Genomic DNA, 19,534 nt, shown 5'->3' with positions numbered 1-19,534 from the left:
AAAAATCGGCGCGGTGAGGAGAAGGAGCGACCATGACTGCGTTCAGGATGCGACTCGCGGCAGTGGTCTCCGTGGGCTTGGTCCTCATCGGGTTGCTCAGCTGGACAGCCGGCTTGTGGCCCGGCGACCAGCCCCGCGCAACTCTGGACCATTGCTACGTCACCTACGACCGGCTCGAGGTCATGAACAGCCGGTGCGTCGGCAACTGGACCCGGGGCGGTCGCGGGCATCAAGGGCCGATCTACGGCGTCGACGTCAAGGAATCTTGGAAGGCCATCGACGAAGAACCCAACAATGCATACGAATGGGAAGTCATCATCCCTGCCTCGGCCAAGCAACCAAGGGTGCTCGCCGACGGCCGCCAGGCCTGGACGTTCTCGCCGCACGCCATGCCCTGGGGACTGATTCCCGCCGCCCTCGTCGCGCTGCTGGTCGCGCTGGCATGGTCGATCACCGCGACAGTGAAGGCCCACAAGCCGACGCTGAGCGACACGGCCGAATTGGTCCAGTCTACGACCACGCCCGCCTGACCTGCATTTGAGCGCAGTCAGGCTTGCCGAGGCTCATGCCCGATCCGTGCTCGATGCAGCGTTCAACACCGGCCCACAGCGGGGCCGCCTCCCGCACGATCAACGGAGAGGCGGCCTTCGGACTACTGCCCGACAGGGCGGGTCAACGCCCGACCGAAGGGGTCAGAGCGGCGCCACCCAGTACGGTGCCACGTCCATCCAGCCGTTGGCGCCCGCGCCGTACTTCCGACCACTGCTGGTGGTGCTCAGGGTGTACCAGGCGTCCACGAAGTCCGGGTCGTCGGTGTACCAGGAGGTCGGGATGGCATCCAGGATCGCGTTGACCAGCGGGGCGTAGGCGCCGCCGTCCACGATCACCAGCAGTGCGTTGGCGATCGCCTTGACCAGCGCCGAGTAGTTGGTGTCACCGTCGTCCTCCATCATGACCACGTCGGCGAGGTTGTACTTGTACGCCGAGAAGTGCACCAGGAGCTGGTTCGGGTAGTACGTCGTGTCGTCGTGGTCCAGGTACGGCATCTGCACCAGGTCGACCTTGGCCTTGCCGTCCAGCCCGAACCCGGCCACGACGTTGTAGATCTCGGCCGCGCCCTTGATCCAGGGCTCCTTGTCGTCGCTGAGTCGGACGGCCTTGACCTTGGTGGCCCAGTAGCCGGATGTGGCGGTGACCCCAGCGGCGGTGGTACGGGACGCGGGCCCCGTCGAGTCAGCTTGACCGATGCCCCGCTGGCTCAGCCCTTCGCGCATCAGCTTCAGGCCGGCGGAGAGCGCCCGCTCGACGTCCACCTCGACCAGCAGCACCGGCCGCTGCGGCACCTGTGCGGCGTCCAGCACCACCGTGGTACCGGAGCGGTCGTAGGCGGTCACGCTCGTCGCCGAATCGTCGGTCGAGGCGGCGGCCACCAGCGGCGCCTCGCCGCGGGCCAGCGCCGCGCGCATGTCCGGGTGGCCCAACCGCAGCCGGAGCAGCGAGCCGGTGTCGGCCGGCAGCCCCTTGGCGATCAGCAGCCGCTGGTTGGCGGCACGCAGGTCACCGGCGAGCCGGCCGTTCACCTTGGCGGCGAGCAGGTCAACCGGGCCGCTCGCGGCAGTGGCGCTCAGGCGTTCGCCGGTGGGCCGGTCGGCGATCGCCACCTGGCGAGCCACACCGTCAATGATGGCGAGCACCGGGCTGGCGGTGACGGCCGCCGGTTCCGGGGTGACGTGGTCGGGACGGGCGTACGCCGGGCTGGCAACCAGTACGGCCAGGGTGGTGGCCGCGATGCCGAGCGACCGGGCGGCGCGATGGAAGGTACGTGGGTTCACGTCGGCTCCTCTGCGTGTCCCGGCCTGCGGCTCGTGGGCGGGTGACCGGGAATGTGACGACCGGAAGCCATATAGATTCATATGGATAGCGAGAACGTCAAGGGTTCGACGGTGAACCCCATGCGAACCGATCACCCCGCTGGACCGCGTCGCCCGACGAGACCTGGCGCGGCAGAGTGGGGGGACGTGATGTCAGCTGCCGCCACAGGAACTCCAGCGTCAGCGCCCACACGAAGGACCGCTGCGCGCTGTTCGCCGCCGCGCCGTGCCCGCCCTCGAGGTTCTCGTAGTACGCCACCTCGTGGCCGTGCTCGCGCAGCCGGGCCGCCATCTTGCGGGCGTGCGCCGGATGCACCCGGTCGTCGCGGGTCGAGGTGACGAGCAGCACCGGCGGGTACGGCCCTCCACTCCGGACGTTGTGGTACGGCGAGTACCGGCGCAGGTAGGACCAGTCGGCTTCCCGGTCCGGGTCGCCGTACTCGGCCATCCAGGAGGCACCGGCCAGCAGTCGGTGGTAGCGCCGCATGTCCAGCACCGGCACATGCGCGGCGACCGCGCCGAACAGCTCCGGGTACCGGGTCAGCATCACTCCCATCAGCAGCCCGCCGTTGCTGCCGCCCTCGATGCCCAGCCGCTGCGGGGTGGTGATGCCGCGCGTCACCAGGTCGGCTGCGACCGCCGCGAAGTCCTCGTACGCCCGGGGCCGGTTCTCCCGCAACGCGGCGCGGTGCCACCGGGGGCCGTATTCTCCGCCGCCCCGGATGTTCGCCACCACGTAGCTGCCGCCCCGCGCCAGCCAGCCCCGGCCGATGGCCCCGCTGTAGGACGGGGTCAGCGGGATCTCGTAACCGCCGTACCCGGTGAGCAGCGTCGGTCCGCCGGTCACGCCCGGATCCCCCACCACGAAGTACGGCACCCGCGTGCCGTCGGCCGAGGTGGCGAAGAACTGACGCACCGCCAGGCCGTCCGGGTCGAAGAACGCCGGCTCCTGCTTGAGCGTCCCGACCGCGCCGCCGACCTGCCCGAGCCGCAGCGTCGCCGGTTGCAGGAACCCTTCGGAGTCGAGCAGGTAGTCGTCGCCGTGGTCCGGGTCGGTCGCCACGATCTGGCTGTGTTCATCCGCCGGTACACCCGCGAGCGGCTCACGCCGCCAGCCCGCCCCGTCGGGCGTGAGCACCTCCAGCCGGCTCCGCACGTCGACGAGGGTGGCCAGGATCAGGTGGTGTCGCGTCCAGGCGTAGCCGCCCAGCGCGGTACGGTCGTCCGGCCGGAACAGCACCGTCAGCTCCCGCCCACCGGCGAGGAACGCGTCGAACCGGGTGACCAGCAGCGCACCCGCCGGATGGGTCACCCCGTCGATCGTCCAGGGCGAACGCAGCCGGATCAGTAGCCACTCCCGGTGCACGTCCCACTGGGCGTCCTCCGGCACGTCGATCCGGATCCGCTCGCCCGCGTCGGTCAGCAGACAGCTCTCGGTACGGTAGAAATCCAGGCTGCGGACCACGAAGTCGCGCTCGAAGCCGGGTGTCGGGTCGTGCGAGGCGTGCACGGTCATGTCGTCCACCCGCCCCTCGTGGACCACCTCCGCCTCGGCCAGCGGGGTGCCCCGCCGCCAGCACTTGACGATGCGCGGATACCCGGACGCGGTCAGCGAACCGGGCCCGAAGTCGGTGCCGACGTAGACGTGGTCGGCGTCGATCCAGCAGACGTCGGTCTTCGCCTCGGGAAGCGTGAAGCCGTCCTCGACGAAAGTGCGGCGCACCAGGTCGAACTCCCGTACCACGACGGCGTCGGCACCACCCCGGGACAAGCTGAGCAGGCAGCGCCGGTAGCCGGGGCGCAGCACCGTGGCCTGCTGCCAGACCCAGTTCTCGCCCTCCTCGGTGGCGAGTGCGTCCAGGTCGAGCAGCACGTCCCACTCCGGCTCCGGCCGCCGGTACTGGTCGAGGGTGGTCCGCCGCCACACCCCCCGCGGGTGCGCGGCGTCGGTCCAGAAGTTGTAGTAGAACCCGTCCCCCCGCCAGCCGGGGTACGGGATGCGGTCCCCGGCGTCGAACACCTGCCGGATCTCCGTCCGCAGGGCGGCGAACGCCTCGTCCCCGGTCAGCGCGGCGACGGTCTCCGCGTTCCGCTCCCGCACCCACCCGGCGGCGCGCTCACCGTCGAGGTCCTCAAGCCAGAGGTACGGGTCGTCGCCCTCGTCGATCTTAGTTGCCACACACGCCACTATCCCGGATGAGCGGTCCCGATCCGAGCCCGGATGTCAGCATGGCGACTCAGCGGGGCCTGATGTCAAAGCGCGACAAATCGATGTCACCGGCGATGATCGCCCACCAGCAGAGGTGGCCGTGAGTCGGACGATCCTTGACGTCGATGACAAGACACGGAGTCACCGTCCTGCACTACGACGGCGACTCCGGCCTGATCACCGCGATCACCGGACAGCCCACCGCCTGGGTCGTCCCAGCCGGAACGGCTGACCAGTTCGTCAGACGGGCGGTCGCCGCGAAGAAACGGTCATCCGCCGCACGAGGTGACCTTCCGCCCTGGCATGGGACGTCTTCCCACGGGTATGACGGATCCATGAGGGCTAGCTTCCGGATTGGCCGGATCGCGGGTGTACCGGTCGGGGTCAACTGGAGTGTCCTGGTCATCTTCCTGCTGATCGCCTGGGCGCTGTCGGCCAACCAGTTCCCCCGGGCGTACCCGGGCCGGCCGGTGGCCGCGTACGTCGCGGCCGGGCTCGCCGCGGCGGTGGTGTTCTTCCTCGGCCTGCTCGCCCACGAGGTCTCCCACGCGGTCGTCGCCAAGCGCAACGGCCTGCAGGTCGAGGGGATCACCCTGTGGCTCTTCGGCGGCGTCGCCGAGCTGCGCGGCGAGGCGCCCAACCCGGGCGCGGAACTGCGCATCGCCGGGGTCGGCCCGCTGGTGAGCCTGCTGCTCGGGTTCTTCTTCGGCGGCATCGCCCTGGTCCTCACCCTGGCCGGGGCGGAGGGGCTGCTGCTCGGGTCGCTGGCCTGGCTGGCCGGGATCAACGTGCTGCTGGCGGTCTTCAACGTCCTGCCGGCCGCGCCGCTGGACGGCGGCCGGCTGCTACGGGCCGCGGTGTGGAAGGCGACCGGGGACCGGACCAAGGCGTCGGTGGTGGCCGCCCGCGCCGGCTGGGTGCTCGGCGCGCTGCTGATCGGCCTCGGTCTCTTCCAGTTCCTGGTCGGCTTCGGGGTGGGCGGGCTCTGGCTGGCGCTGATCGGCTGGTTCCTGATCGGGGCGGCCGGCGTGGAGGAGCGTCAGGCCCGGATGGGCAGCGCGTTGGCCGGTGTCCGGGTCGCCGACGTGATGACCCCCCAGCCGCAGACCGCCTCGGCGGAGATGACGGTCGCCGACTTCGTCGACCACTACCTCTTCGCGTACCGGCACTCGGCGCTGCCGCTGACCGAGAACGAGCGGCCGGTCGGTCTGGTCACCCTCGACCGGGTACGCGGCATCCCCGCCGACCGGCGGGGCGTCACCACCCTCGCCGAGGTCTCCTGCCGGGCCGAGGACCTGGTGCTGGCCCGGCCGGAGGAGCAGCTCAACGACCTGTTGCCCCGGCTCAGCGAGTGCGCCGACGGCCGGGCGCTGGTCGTGGTGGACCAGCGGCTGGTCGGCATCGTCTCGCCCAGCGACATCAGCCGGGCCGTGCAGCGGGGCAGCCTCCGCCACCAGTCGGCCGCCGACCGGCGCTGATCCGCCCCGCGGGGCCGGCACTCGCTCAGGCGGGCGGTGGTGTGCGTACCCCGTACACCCGCAGGACGCTGGCACGCAGCGCGGCGAGGGCGTCGGCGGCGGGCATCCGGCCGGCGGCGGCCTCGGTCCCGGCGGCGTGCCCGAGCGCGACGGTGGCCGCGATCAGCCAGCCCGACGACAGGTCCGGGTCGAACTCGCCGGCCTGCTGCCCGCGCCGGATCAGCCGTTCCAGCCGGTCGAACACCGGCAGGTGCAGGTCCTCGGCGGCGGCCTCGGGGACGGCGCTGAGCAGCGGGAACCGGTCGAAGATCGCCCAGCTCACCTCGACCACCCGCAGCAGCGCCTCGGCGGCGGGACCCTGATCGAGATCGGCGGCGTCCATCGCCGCCACGGCCTCGTCGGTGAGCCGGCGCGCCACCGCGCCGAGCAGCGCGTCCCGGGACGGGAAGTGGGCGTAGACGGTCTGCCGGGAGACACCGGCCGCGGCGGCCACCTCGTCCATGCTGGCCTGCGGCCGGTCGCCGAGGATCCGCAGCGCCGCGTCGAGGATGGCGGCGACGCTGCGCCGCCCCTCGGCGCGCATCCGTCGCGGCCGTCCCGCCTTCATCTCTGACACGGTTGTCAACGCTACCTCCACCCCTTAGCCTTGACAGCATCGTCAAGGCTAAGGAGGCGACATGACCATGCTGCCCGGCAACGACCTCGCCGGCTATCTCCGCTCCTACGTCCAGGAGATGGGCTTCGGCACCGAGGATCCCGAGGTCGTCCTGGACCGCTACCACACCCCGGATCTGGTCTGGCGCAACGACGGGACGGTGCTCGGCCGGCAACGGCTGATCGACCACGCCCGACCGGTCCGCCGCACCGCGACCGAGGGGCACGTCGACATCCACGACACGCTGATCGACGGTGACCGGGTCGCGGCCCGCTACACCCTGCACGCCGTCTCCCGGGGCCGGCCACTCTCGACCGACATCCACCTCTTCGGCCGGCTCGCCCCCGACGGGCGGCTGTGCCGCATCGACCAGCTCACCCGGATCGTGCCCGCCGGCGAGGAGTCGTGACCGACCACCCCCGGCTGCTCCCCGTCGTACGCGGGCTCGCGCTGCTCTTCACCGGCCTGCTCGCCGGAGCCTTCGGCTACGGCGCGGTCAACGTCGTCCAGACCTTCAAGGCCGTTCCGCTGGACGTCCGGCTCACCTTCCACACCGCGCTGATGCGGATGAACGGCCCGGTCGTCCAGTCCACGATGGCGCTGGCGTTCCTCAGCTCACTGGTGCTGGCCGTGCTGCTGCACGGCGCCGCCCGCCGGGTGGCCGCCGCCGCGTCCGTGCTGGTGGCGACCTCGTTCCTGGTGACCCGGCTCGGCAACGTGCCGATCAACGGCCGGATCAAGGTCTGGGCCGTCACCGGCGCGCCGCCCGATTACGCGGCGATCCTGCGCCGCTGGGAGCTGTTCAACGACGTACGGACCGTCGCCGCCCTGGTGGCGTTCCTGCTGCTGCTCACCCTGGTCACCCCGCTTGCGCGGCAGCCACGGTGACGGCGGTCCGCGTCGCTGCCGACGGACCGGCAGCGACGCGGGGCGGGTCAGGCCGCCGTGCGCTCCACCGGGATCCACAGCTCGGCGTCCGCCCGGGTGCCGTCCGCCGAGATCCGGGTACGGGAGATCTCCGGCCCCGGCCGGCTGCGGTACGGGTTGGCCGGGAACCACTGGGTGAACACGTCCCGCCACAGGTGCTGCACCGCCGCCGGGAACTCGCCGGAGGTCTCGAAGACCGCCCACGTCCCGGCCGGCACGGTCACCCGGTCCAGCCCCTCCGGCACGTCGGCGTCGGTCACCACGGCGTACCAGTAGTCCAGCTCGGCGCCCTCCTCGCGGTCGTCGCCCAGCTTGTCGCTGGCGTGCACGATCCCCGCCGGCTCCTGGTCGGACAGGGCCTCGATCCGGGCCACCGTCTCCTGGCCGATGCTCCGGACGAACGCCACGATCGCCGGGTTCATCCCCTCGTGGACCAGGGGCACCCGGGCCCGCTTCCCCACCAGCCCGAACTCCGGCTTCTCCACCACGCGGTACCGCATGCTGCCACTCCCTTCGACGATGAGACGGAAGGAGAGCCGCTGCTGCGAGCGCAGGACCGCGCCCGTGCGCCGGGCCTCGCCGGGTCCGACCCCGTGCATCGCGCGGAACGCCCGGGTGAACGCCTCGGTCGAGCCGTACCCGTGCCGGACCGCGATGTCGAGCAGGGTCCGTTCGCCGGCCGCCACCTCGGCGGCGGCGATGGTGAGCCGCCGCCGACGGACGTACTCGGACAGCGGCATCCCGGCCAGCGCGGAGAACATCCGCCGGAAGTGGTACTCCGACGTCAGCGCGATCCGCGCCAGCTCGGCGACGTCGATCCGCTCGTCCAGATGGCGCTCGACGTACGCCATGGCCTCGTTCAGCCGCTCCAGCACCGGGTCTCCCTCCTGTTGCCGGGATCCACGCTAGGGACGCGACCGGCCGGCCGACCCGACATCCGGTGCCCGCCGCGGTCGGGTCAGCGGCGGGGGAAGTAGCGGTCCAGCAGGTCGGTGCGGAACTTCCCGGCCGGGTCCCGCTCGGCCAGCAGGTCGAGGAAGTCGGCGTACCGGGGAAAGGTGGCGGCCACCGCCGACGGGTCGAGGGTGAAGACCTTGCCCCAGTGCGGGCGGGGCGCGAACGGGGCGAGGCGCCGCTCGACCTCGGCCACCACCGGCAGCACCGCCGCCGCGTCGTCGACCCAGGTGAAGTGGACGGCGAGCGTGTCCCGGCCCTGGTTGGGGCTCAGCCACAGCCCGTCGGCGGCGACCGTCCGCAGCTCGCAGACCTGCAGCACCGGGGCGATCCGGTCGCGCATCCCGTCCAGCGCGGCCAGCGCGTCGGGCCCGGCCGCCCGGGGCAGGTGGTACTCGGACTGGAGTTCGTCGCCGCTGCTCGGGGTGAAGCCGAGCCGGAAGTGCGGCAGCCGCTCGTGCCACGGGCCGGGTTCGCCGAGCTGCGCGGTGCAGTTGACCGGGTCCATGCCGGGCACCGGGTGGGCGGCTTCCGTGGCCGCCGTGGCGCCGAGCCAGTCGGCGGGCGGCGGCGGCCGGTCGGCGAGCTGCTTGCGCCACACCATGTCGATGCGCGACGACCGCCAGGAGGTGAACCCGCTGACGCTGTACGCCGACGCGAACGCCGCGTCGAGGGCGTCGGCGGGCAGATCGCGGTGCACGTACTGGCGGACGGCGAAGGTGGGCGTCACGTCCAGGGCGACCCGGGTGACGACGCCCAGCGCGCCGAGCGAGACGACGTGACCGGCGAACCGGTCGCCGTCGGCCCGGCCCACCGTGACCAGTTCCCCGTCGGCGGTGACCAGTTCCAGGCCGGCCACCGCCGCGGCCAGGTTGCCGTTGCCGTCACCGGAGCCGTGGGTGCCGGTGGCCACCGCGCCGGCCACCGAGATGTGCGGCAGCGAGGCCAGGTTGGCCAGGGCCAGCCCTTCGGCGTGCAGCCGCGTCGCCAGGTCGCCGTAGCGCACGGCGGCGGCCACGGTGACCGTGCGGCGTGCCCGGTCGATCTCGACGGTGGGTGGCAGTCCGGCGAGGGAGACGAGGTCGCCGGTGGTGTCGCCGAGGCGGTTGAAGGAGTGGCCGGTGCCGACGGCCCGGATCCGGTCGCTGTGGGCGACGAGCCTGCGCAGCTCGTCGACGGTGGCGGGCCGGTGGAAGGCCCGGGCGGCGTACGCGACGTTGCCGGCCCAGTTGCGGCGCGGGAGGTCGGTCACCATGTCACCCCGGTTCCTCGGTGAGGGCGGCGACGAGGGCGTCCAGCACCTCGTCGACCTGGAGCACACTGTAGCCGCGGTCGGCGCGGGCCAGACCGGTCGCCCGGGCCCGGTCGATCTCGGCGCGGGCCGTCCGGCGCAGCTCCGGATCGCCGGAGGCGAGCGCGTCGCGCCCCTGCCGGACCAGCGCGTCGACCGCCTCGGCCCGGTAGCCGCGCAGCGCCACGGCGAAGTCCGGGTCGGCGAACGTGCTCCTACGCCGCGCCCGGGCGTCGAGGAAGCGATCGCCCGCGTGGCGGGCCAGCGCCGCCGCCAGCTCGTCGGGCGATTCCCGGATCCCGGCGAGGTCGAGCAGGTCCACCGCCGGCCGGTCGTCGAACGGGTGACGCGACCGCGCCGGGCCGAGGCGGGTACCGGGGGCGGGCACCGCGAGCAGGCGCGGCGCGGCGGGGACGCCGGAGCGGGGCGCCGGCTGGTCGAGCACCACCGCGTCCAGCTCCGTCCAGCCGACGCAGCGGCGCAGGCCGGGCCGCCGGACGGTCAGCCCGTCGGCGTCGACGACGAAGCGGAAGGGGCGCAGGGCGCCGGCGAGCACCGTGCCGCCGAGCGCGATGCCGCCAAGGGCCACCAGCGTCCGCAGCAGCCCGTGGCCGATCGTCAGCAGCACGACGCCGGCCAGGACACAGATCAGCGGCAGCACCAGCCGGCCCGGTCGCCGGTGCAGCTCCACGTCGTACCCCCGTCCGTCCGCTGCATCATCCGACACGCGGTTGTCCGCGCCGTCCACGGGGCACCATGGACCGATGAGCAGCTACCGCGATCCCATCCTGCACGGCGACGTCTACCCCTCCGAGGAGGAGATGGACCCGACCGGCGTCGGCCTGGAGCCGGAGGACGCGCCGTCGGCGGCGTACCCGGCGACCGCGCCGACGCCGGCCCCCACGCCCGAGCCGGAGCCCCCGACGCCGGGGCCCAAGCCGGCCCCGCGCGCGACCGACCCCGGCTCGCTCTCGATCGTCACCCACCACCTGGACGGGTCGACGCAGGTGGTCACGGACCTGGACGGCGACGGCATCGCCGACGTGGTCCAGTTCGACCTGGACGGCGACGGCGTCCCGGACATCACCTACCTGGACAGCGACCGGGACGGCCGGCTGGACACCGTGCTGCGCGAGCCGGGGGCCGCGGCCCCCTCCCGCTGACCGCCACGGACCGGACCGATGCCCGGGCATGAGGGCCGGCCGCCCCGGAGCGTCTTGATCGACTCCGGGCGTCTTGATCGACTCCAGGTCGGCGAGACGGCGGTATCCGGGCCAGCCGGATACCGCAGGATCGCCGCCACAGTGCCCACCCGACTGCCCAGCGCGTGCCCCGGGCGGGTCAGAGCTGCGGCATGACCTCGGTGGCGACCAGCTCCAGGTGGTCCAGGTCGGCCAGGTCGAGCAGCTGGAGGTAGATCCGCTCGCTGCCCGCCTGCGCGTACCGGCCGATCTTGTCGACCAGCTCGGCGGGGGTGCCGGCCAGGCCGTTCTCGCGCAGCTCGGCGGGTTCCCGGCCGATCGCCGCGGCCCGGCGGGAGATCTCGGCCTCGTCCCGGCCGCAGCACAGCACCAGCGCGTTGGACCAGCGCATCGTGGCCGGGTCACGGCCGATCTCCGCGCACGCCTCGCGGACCCGACCGAACTGGGCCACGGTGTCGTCGAGGGAGACGAAGGGGAGGTTGAACTCGTCGGCGTAGCGGGCGGCCAGCCGCGGGGTGCGCTTCGGGCCCATGCCGCCGAGCAGGATCGGCGGGCGGGGCTGCTGCACCGGCTTGGGCAGCGCGGGCGAGTCGGCCACCGGGTAGTACCTGCCGTCGAAGTCGAACGTCCTGCCCGCCGGGGTCTCCCAGAGCCCGGTGATGACCGCGAGCTGCTCCTCCAGCCGGGCGAACCGCTCCCCCAACGACGGGAACGGGATGCCGTACGCGGTGTGCTCCTCGGCGTACCAGCCGGTGCCGATGCCGAGTTCGACCCGGCCGCCGCTCATCTGGTCGACCTGCGCCACGGTGATGGCGAGCGGGCCGGGCAGGCGGAAGGTGGCCGCCGTCATGAGCGTGCCGAGGCGGATCCGGGAGGTGTCCCGGGCCAGCCCGGCCAGCGTGGTCCAGGCGTCGGTCGGCCCCGGCTCCCCGCTCACCGCGCCCATCTTCAGGTAGTGGTCGGAGCGGAAGAAGGCTCCGTACCCGGCGTCCTCGGCGGCACGGGCCACGGCGAGCAGCTGGTCGTAGCCGGCACCCTGCTGGGGTTCGGTGAAGATCCGCAGTTCCATGGTTCGAGCATATGGAGTGGACGGCTCCGTCACTTCCGGACCGTCGGGGCGTCCGGATCCGAAAAGTCTTGCACGCATTTCATATGCCCACAGGGGACTTTACGCCAAGCGTAGGCGGGGAAATCTACGGTTCACAATCAGCCTCGTCACTGTTACCGTCTCGGGAATCCGAAACTTCTTGCGTAACTTGCAGGAAACTTCACCCCCGCGTGGCAACGCTCCCACTCCGTCCCCGAGGAGAGCTCCATGAGGTTCCCCCGATCGCGTGCCGCCGTACCGGCGGCCGCGCTGGCCGTCGGTCTCGCCGCGGCCACCCTCACCACCGTCGCGGCGGCCGACCCGCAGCCGGCCGCCGCCGCCCCCACCGTCCGCGCCAACGGCGACGCCATCGTGCACCTGTTCCAATGGCGGTGGGACTCCATCGCCGACGAGTGCGAGTCCACCCTCGGCCCCGACGGCTGGGGCGGCGTGCAGGTCTCGCCGCCGCAGGAGCACGTGGTGATCGCCAACGCCGAGGGCGCGACCCACCCCTGGTGGCAGGACTACCAACCGGTGTCGTACCGGCTGGACAAGACCCGCCGCGGCACGAGGGCCGACTTCGTCGACATGGTCGAGCGGTGTCGGGACCAGGGCGTCAAGGTCTACGTCGACATGGTGCTCAACCACATGAGCGGCAGCGGCTCGGTCGGCCAGGGCCCCGGCAGCGCCGGCACCGTGTATTCGAAGTACAGCTACCCCAACCTCTTCGGCGACAACTCCGGCGACAGCTACGGCTACGGCGACTTCGGCTCCTGCTACCGGCGGATCAGCAACTGGGGCAGCAAGAACGAGGTGCAGGACTGCGAACTGCTCGACCTCGCCGACCTGGACACCGCCAACCCCGAGGTACGTCGCAAGATCGCCAAGTACATGAACGCGGTGATCGACCTCGGCGTGGCCGGCTTCCGGGTGGACGCGGCCAAGCACGTGGCCGAGCCGGAGCTGGCCGACATCTACCAGCGGCTGCACGACGTGCCCGGCTTCGGCGGCCGGCCGGACATCTTCCAGGAGGTGTACGGCGACGCCACCACCCCCTACACCTCGTACGCGGGCCTCGGCGCGGTGACCAACTTCGACTACCAGCAGTCGGTCGCCTCGGCCTTCCGCAACGGCACCATCTCCGGGCTGGCCTCGATGCCGAACTACGGCGGGCTGACCGGCGCACAGTCGATCACCTTCATCGACAACCACGACACCCAGCGGGCCACCCCGACGCTGACCTACAAGAACGGCGCCCGCTACTACCTGGCCGACGCGTTCATGCTGGCCCACCCGTACGGCCGGCCGCAGCTGATGTCCAGCTACGCGTTCGGCTCCGTCACCGCGCAGGGGCCGCCGAGCAGCGCCGACGGCACCACGAACGCCACCGACTGCGCCCGCGCCGAGTGGATCTGCGAGCACCGCGACGAGCAGGTCGCCGGGATGCCCTCGTTCCGCAACGCGGTGGCCGGCACCGGCATCGGCACCGTGGTGACCGACGGCTCCGGCCGGCTCGCCTTCGCCCGGGGCGACAAGGGGTACGCCGCGTTCAACGCCACCGGCAGCGCGTGGAGCCTTACCTTCACCACCGCCCTGCCGAACGGCACCTACTGCAACGTGGCCCGTGGCACCTTCGACCGGACCACCGGCGCCTGCACCGGCGGCACGGTGACCGTCTCCGGCGGCGCCTTCACCACCAGCATCCCCGCCGACCGCGCGGTGGCGCTGCACGTCGACGCCCGGGTCGGCGGCGCCTCGCCGTCGCCGACCGCCTCGCCGTCGCCCAGCGGGTCGCCCTCGCCGAACCCGAACGAGACCCCGACCCCGACCCCGACGACGACCGCGCCGGCCGGGCAGACCCGCATCACCGCCACCGTGCAGACCGAGCCCGGCCAGGAGGTGTACGTGGTCGGCTCGCTGCCGCAGCTCGGCGCCTGGAACCCGGCCGACGGGGTGCGGCTCTCCACCACCGCCGCCGGCTACCCCTCGTGGACCGGCTCGGTGGACCTGCCCACCGGAGCCGCGTTCGAGTGGAAGCTGGTGAAGGTCGGCAACGGCGGCGTGGTCTGGGAGAACGACCCGAACCGCAGCGGCTCGGGCGGCACGGCGCTCGACGCCACCTGGAACCAGCGGACCACGAACACCCCGGCCACCGCGCCGGTGAGCTTCCGGGCCACCGCGCAGACCGTGCCCGGGCAGAACGTCTTCGTGGTCGGTGACATCCCCGCCCTGGGTGGCTGGGACCCGGCCCGCGGTTTGCCGCTGTCGGCGGCGAGCTACCCGACCTGGACGGGGAGCCTGACCCTGCCGGCCGGCACCGCCTTCTCCTACAAGTACGTCAAGCGCGCCGACGACGGCACGGTCGTCTGGGAGTCCGGGGCGAACCGCACGGTCACCGCCACCGGCGCGGTGACGCTCACCGACACCTGGCGCTGAGCGACCACGAGGGGGCGGTCCCGCACGGGGCCGCCCCTTCATCCCTTGGCAGGCATATGAACAACGAGGCATATTGTGATGGTGTCCGTCGACGCCTTCGCCGTCCTGGCCGAACCGACCCGGCGGCGGATCCTCGACACGCTCCGCCGCACGGAGCACAGCGTCGGTGAACTCGTCGACGCGCTGGGCATGAGCCAACCGGCCGTCTCCAAGCACCTCAAGGTGCTCCGCGAGGCCGGCTTCGTCTCCTGCCGCACGGCGGCACAGCAGCGCATCTACCGCATCGACGTACGCCCGTTCCAGGCCGTGGACGGCTGGCTGGAGCCGTACCGTGAGCTGTGGACGGGACACCATCTCGACCAGGAGTGAGGCTCCGCTGCGCCCGCCGGCGCCGAGGCGTCCTGACCCCGGACGGCCGGCTCAGGGCTGCCCCAGCCCCGCCTCCCGGGCCCGGACGATCGCCTGGCTCCGATCGGTGACCTGGAGCTTGGTGAGCACGTTGGACAGGTGGTTGCGGACCGTCTTCGGGCTGAGCGTCAGCCGGCGCGCGATGACCACGTTGCTCAGTCCCTGGGCCACCAGGTCGAGCACCTCCCGCTCCCGGTCGGTCAACTCGGGGAAGGGTGGGGCCGACCCGGCGCGCGCGCCGGAGAGGAAACTGACCGCCCGAGCGGCGACCACCGGGCCGAGCAGCACCTCCCCGTTGGCGACCGCCCGGACCGCCCGGTCGACCTCGGCCGGGGCGGCGCCCTTGAGCAGGTAGCCCCGAGCGCCGGCGCGCAGCGCGGCGAAGACCCAGTCGTCGTCGTCCAGCATGGTCACCACCAGCACCCCCGTGCCCGGGTGCCGGGCCACGATCTCCCGGGTGGCCTCGACGCCGGAGCGGCCGGGCAGGTGCAGGTCCATGACCACCACGTCCGGCCGGTGCAGGTCGGTCACCCGCAACGCGCCCTCGGCGTCCGCGGCCTCGCCGACCACCGACAGGCCGGGGATGGAGGCCAGCAACGCGGTCATCCCCAGCCGGAACACCGGGTGGTCGTCCACCACGGCCACCCGGATCACCTCCCCCGTCACGAGCCCACCGCCACCGGGCGGCCCTCGTCCGCGACGATCCGCTCCCCGGCCGGCACGGCGGCGGCCGTGCCCGGCCCGACCCCGCCGGGCGCGCTCCGCGCCGCCGGCACCGCCGGATCCGGACCCGCCGGGGCGGACAGCACGTCGGCCGGCCCCGCCGGGACGGGTCGCCCGGCGTCCGGTGCCGGCAGGCGGTCGGCCGGCACCCGTACGGTCACCCGGGTGCCACCGCCGTCGGCCGGCTCGACCCGGCACTGCCCACCGATCCCCTCGGCCCGTTCCCGCATGGAGAGCATCCCCACGCCGGCCGGCGCGTCGGGCGGGACGCCCCGGCCCGCGTCGGTCACCCGCACGGTGAGACCGTCGCCGTCACGCGCCACCTCGACCCGGCACAGCGTCGACCCGGAGTGCCGGTGCGCGTTGCGGACCGCCTCGGCGACGATGCCGTAGACGGCGGTGGCGACCGGCTCGGGCAGCGGCAACGGGGCCGCCTCGACCCGTACCGCCAGCCCCGATCCGTCGTACCGGCGGGCCAGGTCGTGCAGCGCCGGGGCCAGGCCGCGCTCGCCGAGCACCGGCGGCAGCAGCGCCCGGGCCAGGTCGCGTACCTGCTCGACGCCCTGGTCGGTCTCCTCACGCAGCCGGTCCAGCAGCCGCCCGGCGGCCGCCGGGTCCACCGCGAGCAGGTTGCACGCGGCCTGCAGGCCCAGCGACACACCGGCCAGCGTGGGCCCCAACCCGTCGTGCAGGTCCCGGCGCAGCGTCCGCCGCTCCTCGTCGCGCGCCTCGGCGAGCCGGGCCCGCGACCCGGCCAGCGCCCGGCCGGTGGCGGCGAGGTCGGCGGCGGACGACACCAGCGGCACCAGGTCCACCAGGGCGGCCCGGGTACGCCCGTCCAGCCGTTCCCCGGCCCGCGCCCAGGCCACCAGCCGGCCGATCTCCCGGCCACCCCGGCGCAGCGGCAGCACCAGAGGTTCGCCCGCCGGCCCGGCGGAGGCGCAGTGGGTGCGGCACTTCTCGGGGACGTCCACCTCGATCCCGCAGGCGCCGAGCCGGAGCAGGTCGGTGAGGCTGCGGGCCACCCCGGTCAGCGCGTCCACCGCGTCCTCGGCGGCGCTGAGCCGGTGCCCGACGCCGCGGACCACCCCGAGCGGCTCGGCCGCCTCACCGTGGATAAGCCGGTCCACCCCGCGCTGCACCCGGGCCCGCACCGGATGGACGGTGATCGCGACCAGCGCGGTGACCAGCGCGCCGGGCACTGCGGGCGGGGCGGGCAGCACGGCGTCCAGCACGGTCACCCCGACCACGTACGCGGCGACCAGCAGGAAGGTCAGCAGGAACCAGACCAGCGTGCGGCGGACGGCGATCTCGATGCCCCAGAGCCGCTGCCGGAGCACCACGGCCAGCACCGCCGCGGGGAAGAACGCCTGCGAGGCGAGCATGGCGGTGGGCGCGAGCCAGTCCGGGACGTGCCGGGCCCAGTCGGCAGGAAAGCCGACCGGCGCGAAGCTCAACGCCAGCAGGACGGTGCCGACCGCCAGCCAGCCCAGCCCCACCCGCTCCCCCACCGGCCCGGTACGCCACCGGCGGGCCAGCGCGGCGGCGGTGACCAGCCCGAGCACCGGCACCGCCGCGAACAGCCAGGGCTCGGCGCGCAGGACCAGCTCCGCCCAGGCGGCGCTGCGGATCGGCAGCGGCGCGCCGGACGGGCGGGTCGGGGTGCCGGGCCAGGTCAACGCGGACACCTCGATCGCGGCGACCACCAGCGCGCCCGCGCCCACCGCCAGCCGGACCGGTCGGGGCAGCCGCCCCTCCCGTACCAGCCAGGGCAGCACCACGATGAGCGAGAGCATCCCCGGTGCCCACGCCCAGGCCCGGGCCGAGGTGAGCCACACCGGGTCGGGCAGCCCGGGGTGCACCCGCAGCAGGTCGACCCAGACGGAGCTGAACGCCGACAGGCCGCCGCCGATCCCGGTGGCGGCGAGCAGCCAGGCGACGGGGTGGCCGCGGCGCAGCAGCACCAGGGCGGCGACCACGCCGTAGACCAGGCAGTCGGTGAAGTCGACCAGGAAGTAGAGCTGGGACAGGCCCCAGGGCCGGCGGGCGAGCAGCCAGCAGACCGCCGTACCCGTGAAGAGCAGCGCGCAGACGGCGGCGACGGACCACGCGGCGACCGGCCGGCGGTGGTCGGCGGCCACCGCGCGGCCGGCCGGCGGGGTCTGCACGAGGGGCATGACCAGATCCTGGCAGGCGGCGGATCAGTTGCCGAGAGGCCGGCGCTCGACGGCGAGTGTCAGTCCCGCGACAGTGGCCCAGAGCGCGGCCGGCAGCAACGCCAGGTACTGCAACGGCACCGCCTGGACCACCACGATCAGCAGCGCCATGAACAGGCTGAACACCGCCAGCCACCGGCTCACCGAGCGGCGGCGCAGCCCGGCCACGGCGAGCGCCCCGGCGCTGAGCGCGGCGCCGGCCCAGACCCAGGCGAAGGTGCCGTAGCCGGTGGCCAGGGCGGCGACGGTGTCCGGGTCGGTCTCCGCGACGTGTCGCAGGTCCCAGTACAGCTCGGTGGCGACCCCACCCCCGACCAGCAACATCGTCGCGACCAGCAGCAGCCCGCCGGCGGCGACGTCGGGCAGCAGCCCGCCGGCCGGCTCCCGCGCGGCGAGCCGCCGCCGCAGCCCGGCCGCGAAGACCGCCAGGCAGCCGGCGGCGAGGACGGTCATCCCCTGGAAGACCCAGACGTACGCCTCCCGGCCGGCCATCGCCGGCACGAAGCGGGCGTTGTCGGCCAGCAGCGAGCTGTCCACGTCCGTCAGGGCCGGGTTGAACTGGAACAGGGCAAGCCCCACCAGGCCGCCGACGGCGCCGGCGAGCGCCCAGCCCCGGCCGGAGCGGACGGCCGGCGGGTCGGCGGCGGTGACGGCGTCGAGCGAGATCGGCGCGGACATGGTTCCTCCTGGTGACGTACGGGTCGGGGTGGTCGCCCCGACGCAGCGTCGCCGTCCCGGCGTCCCGGGCGCATGGGGCGGGACGTCCCGACCGGCCGGGCAGCCGTGGTCGTCCCGACCGGTCGGTGCCGATGTCCCTGGCCGTCGGGACGCCCCGACCTCCACCGTGGAGACCGCACCCCGTCACCGAGCAGGAGGTCCCCCGAGATGGACGACCGAAGCGCCGAGCTGATCCGCGCCGTACGCGACCTGACGCCCGAGCTGACCGCCCGGTCCGGGGAGATCGAGGCGGCCCGGGAACTCCCCGCCGACCTGCTCGACCGGCTCCGCACAGCCGGCTGTTTCCGGATGTTCGTCCCCCGCAGCCACGGCGGGTACGAGGTGGACCTGCGCACCGGGCTGACCGTGCTGGAGACCCTCGCCCGGGCCGACGGATCCACCGGCTGGACCGTGATGATCGGCGCGGAGACCCCGCACCTGCTGGCGATGCTCGCCCGGGACCGGTTCGACAAGCTCTACGCCGACGGCCCGGACGTGATCGTGGCCGGTGGCTTCGCCCCGCAGGGGCGGGCGGAGCTGGCCGACGGCGGTTACCTGGTCGACGGGCGGTGGGCGTTCGCCAGCGGGGCCCGGCACGCCGACTGGATCTTCGGCAACTGCCTGCTCACCGCCGACGGGCAGCCGCTGCCGGGTCCGGTCGGCCGGCCGCCGGAGACCCGGTCGATGCTCTTCCCCGCCGGCCGGGTCACCGTGCACGACACCTGGCACGTGCTGGGGCTGCGCGGCACCGGCAGCCACGACGTGGCCATCGACGGGCTGTTCTGCCCGGCCGAGGAGAGCTTCGACCTGTTCACCGGCGTGCCGTGCGTACCGGGACCGGGGTTCGTGGCGCCGCTGGTCCACTTCGTCCTGCACCTCGGCGCGGTGGCGGTGGGGATCGCCCGGGGCGCGCTGGACGACACGACCGCGTTGCTCGCCGACGGCCGGCAGCGGCTCTACGCCCGTGCCCCGCTGGCCGACTCGCCGGCCGTGCGGGAGCGGCTGGGCCGGGCCGACCTGAACGTGCGGGCCGCCCGGGCGCTGCTGCACGCGCTCGCCGACGACCTCTGGACGGCCTGCGCGGACGATCCGGCCGCCGTCGCCGCGCTGCACCCGACCGTCTCCGCGTCGCTGCCCTGGGTGACCGAGGTCTGTGCCGCGGCGGTGGACACCTGCTACCGGGCGGCCGGTGGCGGGGCGGCCCGGGACGAATCCCCGGTGCAGCGGCGCTTCCGGGACATCCACACCTTCGCCCAGCACGCGGCGGCGGCCGAGGGCTGGCTGGGCAACAACGGCGCCCGGCTGCTCGGCCGCCCGGTGGAACTGGCGTATTGACCTCCCGCCCGCCGGTCACCGTCTC

18 protein-coding genes are annotated in these 19,534 nt (G+C 73.6%); 8 read left to right on the top strand and 10 right to left on the bottom strand.

Annotated elements, in window-relative coordinates; genetic code table 11:
• Positions 1–32: 32 nt before the first annotated feature.
• On the top strand, positions 33–530 hold the full coding sequence (locus ACPFP2_RS05745; protein WP_424086805.1) for a hypothetical protein: 498 nt from the start codon (positions 33–35) through the stop codon (positions 528–530).
• A 162-nt stretch (positions 531–692) separates the two neighbouring features.
• Here ACPFP2_RS05745 and ACPFP2_RS05740 read toward each other — a convergent pair whose 3' ends face one another.
• Both ACPFP2_RS05740 and ACPFP2_RS05735 read right to left on the bottom strand, forming a co-directional pair.
• Positions 693–1,832 carry a DUF3103 family protein gene (locus ACPFP2_RS05740; RefSeq protein ID WP_424086803.1) on the bottom strand — a complete coding sequence of 380 codons (1,140 nt, stop codon included), beginning with the start codon at positions 1,830–1,832 and terminating at the stop codon, positions 693–695.
• Between the two features lie 97 nt (positions 1,833–1,929).
• Positions 1,930–4,050 carry a prolyl oligopeptidase family serine peptidase gene (locus ACPFP2_RS05735; protein ID WP_424086801.1) on the bottom strand — a complete coding sequence of 707 codons (2,121 nt, stop codon included), beginning with the start codon at positions 4,048–4,050 and terminating at the stop codon, positions 1,930–1,932.
• A 365-nt stretch (positions 4,051–4,415) separates the two neighbouring features.
• Between ACPFP2_RS05735 and ACPFP2_RS05730 the strand changes: the two genes are divergently transcribed.
• Positions 4,416–5,558, top strand: coding sequence for a site-2 protease family protein (locus tag ACPFP2_RS05730; RefSeq protein WP_424086799.1), 1,143 nt, complete (start codon positions 4,416–4,418; stop codon positions 5,556–5,558).
• A gap of 25 nt (positions 5,559–5,583) precedes the next feature.
• On the opposite strand, the gene ACPFP2_RS05725 is transcribed toward ACPFP2_RS05730, so the two are convergent.
• Positions 5,584–6,165 (bottom strand): TetR/AcrR family transcriptional regulator, encoded by a 582-nt coding sequence (locus ACPFP2_RS05725; protein WP_424086973.1) that lies wholly within the window; start codon positions 6,163–6,165, stop codon positions 5,584–5,586.
• Between the two features lie 70 nt (positions 6,166–6,235).
• Here ACPFP2_RS05725 and ACPFP2_RS05720 point away from each other — a divergent pair, with 70 nt between their 5' ends.
• Positions 6,236–6,622 carry a nuclear transport factor 2 family protein gene (locus ACPFP2_RS05720; protein ID WP_424086797.1) on the top strand — a complete coding sequence of 129 codons (387 nt, stop codon included), beginning with the start codon at positions 6,236–6,238 and terminating at the stop codon, positions 6,620–6,622.
• Positions 6,619–7,101 carry an anthrone oxygenase family protein gene (locus ACPFP2_RS05715; protein WP_424086795.1) on the top strand — a complete coding sequence of 161 codons (483 nt, stop codon included), beginning with the start codon at positions 6,619–6,621 and terminating at the stop codon, positions 7,099–7,101. Before ACPFP2_RS05720 ends, ACPFP2_RS05715 begins: the two co-directional genes overlap by 4 nt.
• Positions 7,102–7,148: 47 nt before the next feature.
• Here ACPFP2_RS05715 and ACPFP2_RS05710 read toward each other — a convergent pair whose 3' ends face one another.
• The 3 genes from ACPFP2_RS05710 to ACPFP2_RS05700 all read right to left on the bottom strand — a co-directional run bounded on the left by ACPFP2_RS05710 (position 7,149) and on the right by ACPFP2_RS05700 (position 10,112).
• Positions 7,149–8,015: an AraC family transcriptional regulator gene (locus tag ACPFP2_RS05710; protein WP_424086793.1), complete on the bottom strand. Its 867-nt coding sequence runs from the start codon at positions 8,013–8,015 to the stop codon at positions 7,149–7,151.
• A gap of 83 nt (positions 8,016–8,098) precedes the next feature.
• On the bottom strand, positions 8,099–9,349 hold the full coding sequence (locus tag ACPFP2_RS05705; RefSeq protein ID WP_424086791.1) for an FAD-binding protein: 1,251 nt from the start codon (positions 9,347–9,349) through the stop codon (positions 8,099–8,101).
• Position 9,350: 1 nt separating this feature from the next.
• On the bottom strand, positions 9,351–10,112 hold the full coding sequence (locus ACPFP2_RS05700; protein WP_424086790.1) for a hypothetical protein: 762 nt from the start codon (positions 10,110–10,112) through the stop codon (positions 9,351–9,353).
• A 37-nt stretch (positions 10,113–10,149) separates the two neighbouring features.
• Here ACPFP2_RS05700 and ACPFP2_RS05695 point away from each other — a divergent pair, with 37 nt between their 5' ends.
• Complete coding sequence (locus ACPFP2_RS05695; protein ID WP_424086788.1) at positions 10,150–10,548, top strand: hypothetical protein; 399 nt, start codon at positions 10,150–10,152, stop codon at positions 10,546–10,548.
• 178 nt (positions 10,549–10,726) lie between these two features.
• Here ACPFP2_RS05695 and ACPFP2_RS05690 read toward each other — a convergent pair whose 3' ends face one another.
• Positions 10,727–11,656 (bottom strand): LLM class F420-dependent oxidoreductase, encoded by a 930-nt coding sequence (locus ACPFP2_RS05690; RefSeq protein ID WP_424086786.1) that lies wholly within the window; start codon positions 11,654–11,656, stop codon positions 10,727–10,729.
• 246 nt (positions 11,657–11,902) lie between these two features.
• Between ACPFP2_RS05690 and ACPFP2_RS05685 the strand changes: the two genes are divergently transcribed.
• Together ACPFP2_RS05685 and ACPFP2_RS05680 are read left to right on the top strand one after the other, a co-directional pair.
• Positions 11,903–14,110, top strand: coding sequence for a carbohydrate-binding module family 20 domain-containing protein (locus tag ACPFP2_RS05685; RefSeq protein ID WP_424086784.1), 2,208 nt, complete (start codon positions 11,903–11,905; stop codon positions 14,108–14,110).
• 78 nt (positions 14,111–14,188) lie between these two features.
• Entirely contained in the window at positions 14,189–14,479 is a 291-nt protein-coding gene (locus tag ACPFP2_RS05680; RefSeq protein WP_424086782.1) for an ArsR/SmtB family transcription factor, read from the top strand.
• A gap of 51 nt (positions 14,480–14,530) precedes the next feature.
• Here the strand turns inward: ACPFP2_RS05680 and ACPFP2_RS05675 are convergent, their stop codons facing one another.
• The 3 genes from ACPFP2_RS05675 to ACPFP2_RS05665 are packed head-to-tail and all read right to left on the bottom strand — an operon-like array spanning position 14,531 to position 18,135.
• Positions 14,531–15,184, bottom strand: a complete 654-nt coding sequence (locus ACPFP2_RS05675; RefSeq protein WP_424086780.1) for a response regulator — start codon at positions 15,182–15,184, stop codon at positions 14,531–14,533.
• Positions 15,181–17,418, bottom strand: coding sequence for an ATP-binding protein (locus tag ACPFP2_RS05670; protein WP_424086778.1), 2,238 nt, complete (start codon positions 17,416–17,418; stop codon positions 15,181–15,183). The genes ACPFP2_RS05675 and ACPFP2_RS05670 overlap by 4 nt, the downstream gene beginning before the upstream one ends.
• 24 nt (positions 17,419–17,442) lie before the next feature.
• Positions 17,443–18,135 (bottom strand): hypothetical protein, encoded by a 693-nt coding sequence (locus ACPFP2_RS05665; protein ID WP_424086776.1) that lies wholly within the window; start codon positions 18,133–18,135, stop codon positions 17,443–17,445.
• A gap of 207 nt (positions 18,136–18,342) precedes the next feature.
• On the opposite strand from ACPFP2_RS05665, the gene ACPFP2_RS05660 reads away from it, so the two are divergent.
• On the top strand, positions 18,343–19,509 hold the full coding sequence (locus tag ACPFP2_RS05660) for an acyl-CoA dehydrogenase family protein (RefSeq protein ID WP_424086774.1): 1,167 nt from the start codon (positions 18,343–18,345) through the stop codon (positions 19,507–19,509).
• Positions 19,510–19,534 lie beyond the last annotated feature (25 nt).

The organism is Micromonospora citrea, assembly GCF_049629545.1.
Lineage (GTDB): Bacteria > Actinomycetota > Actinomycetes > Mycobacteriales > Micromonosporaceae > Micromonospora > Micromonospora citrea_A.
Note: the sequence above shows the minus strand (reverse complement) of the source record. Positions and strands in the feature narration are given on the sequence as shown.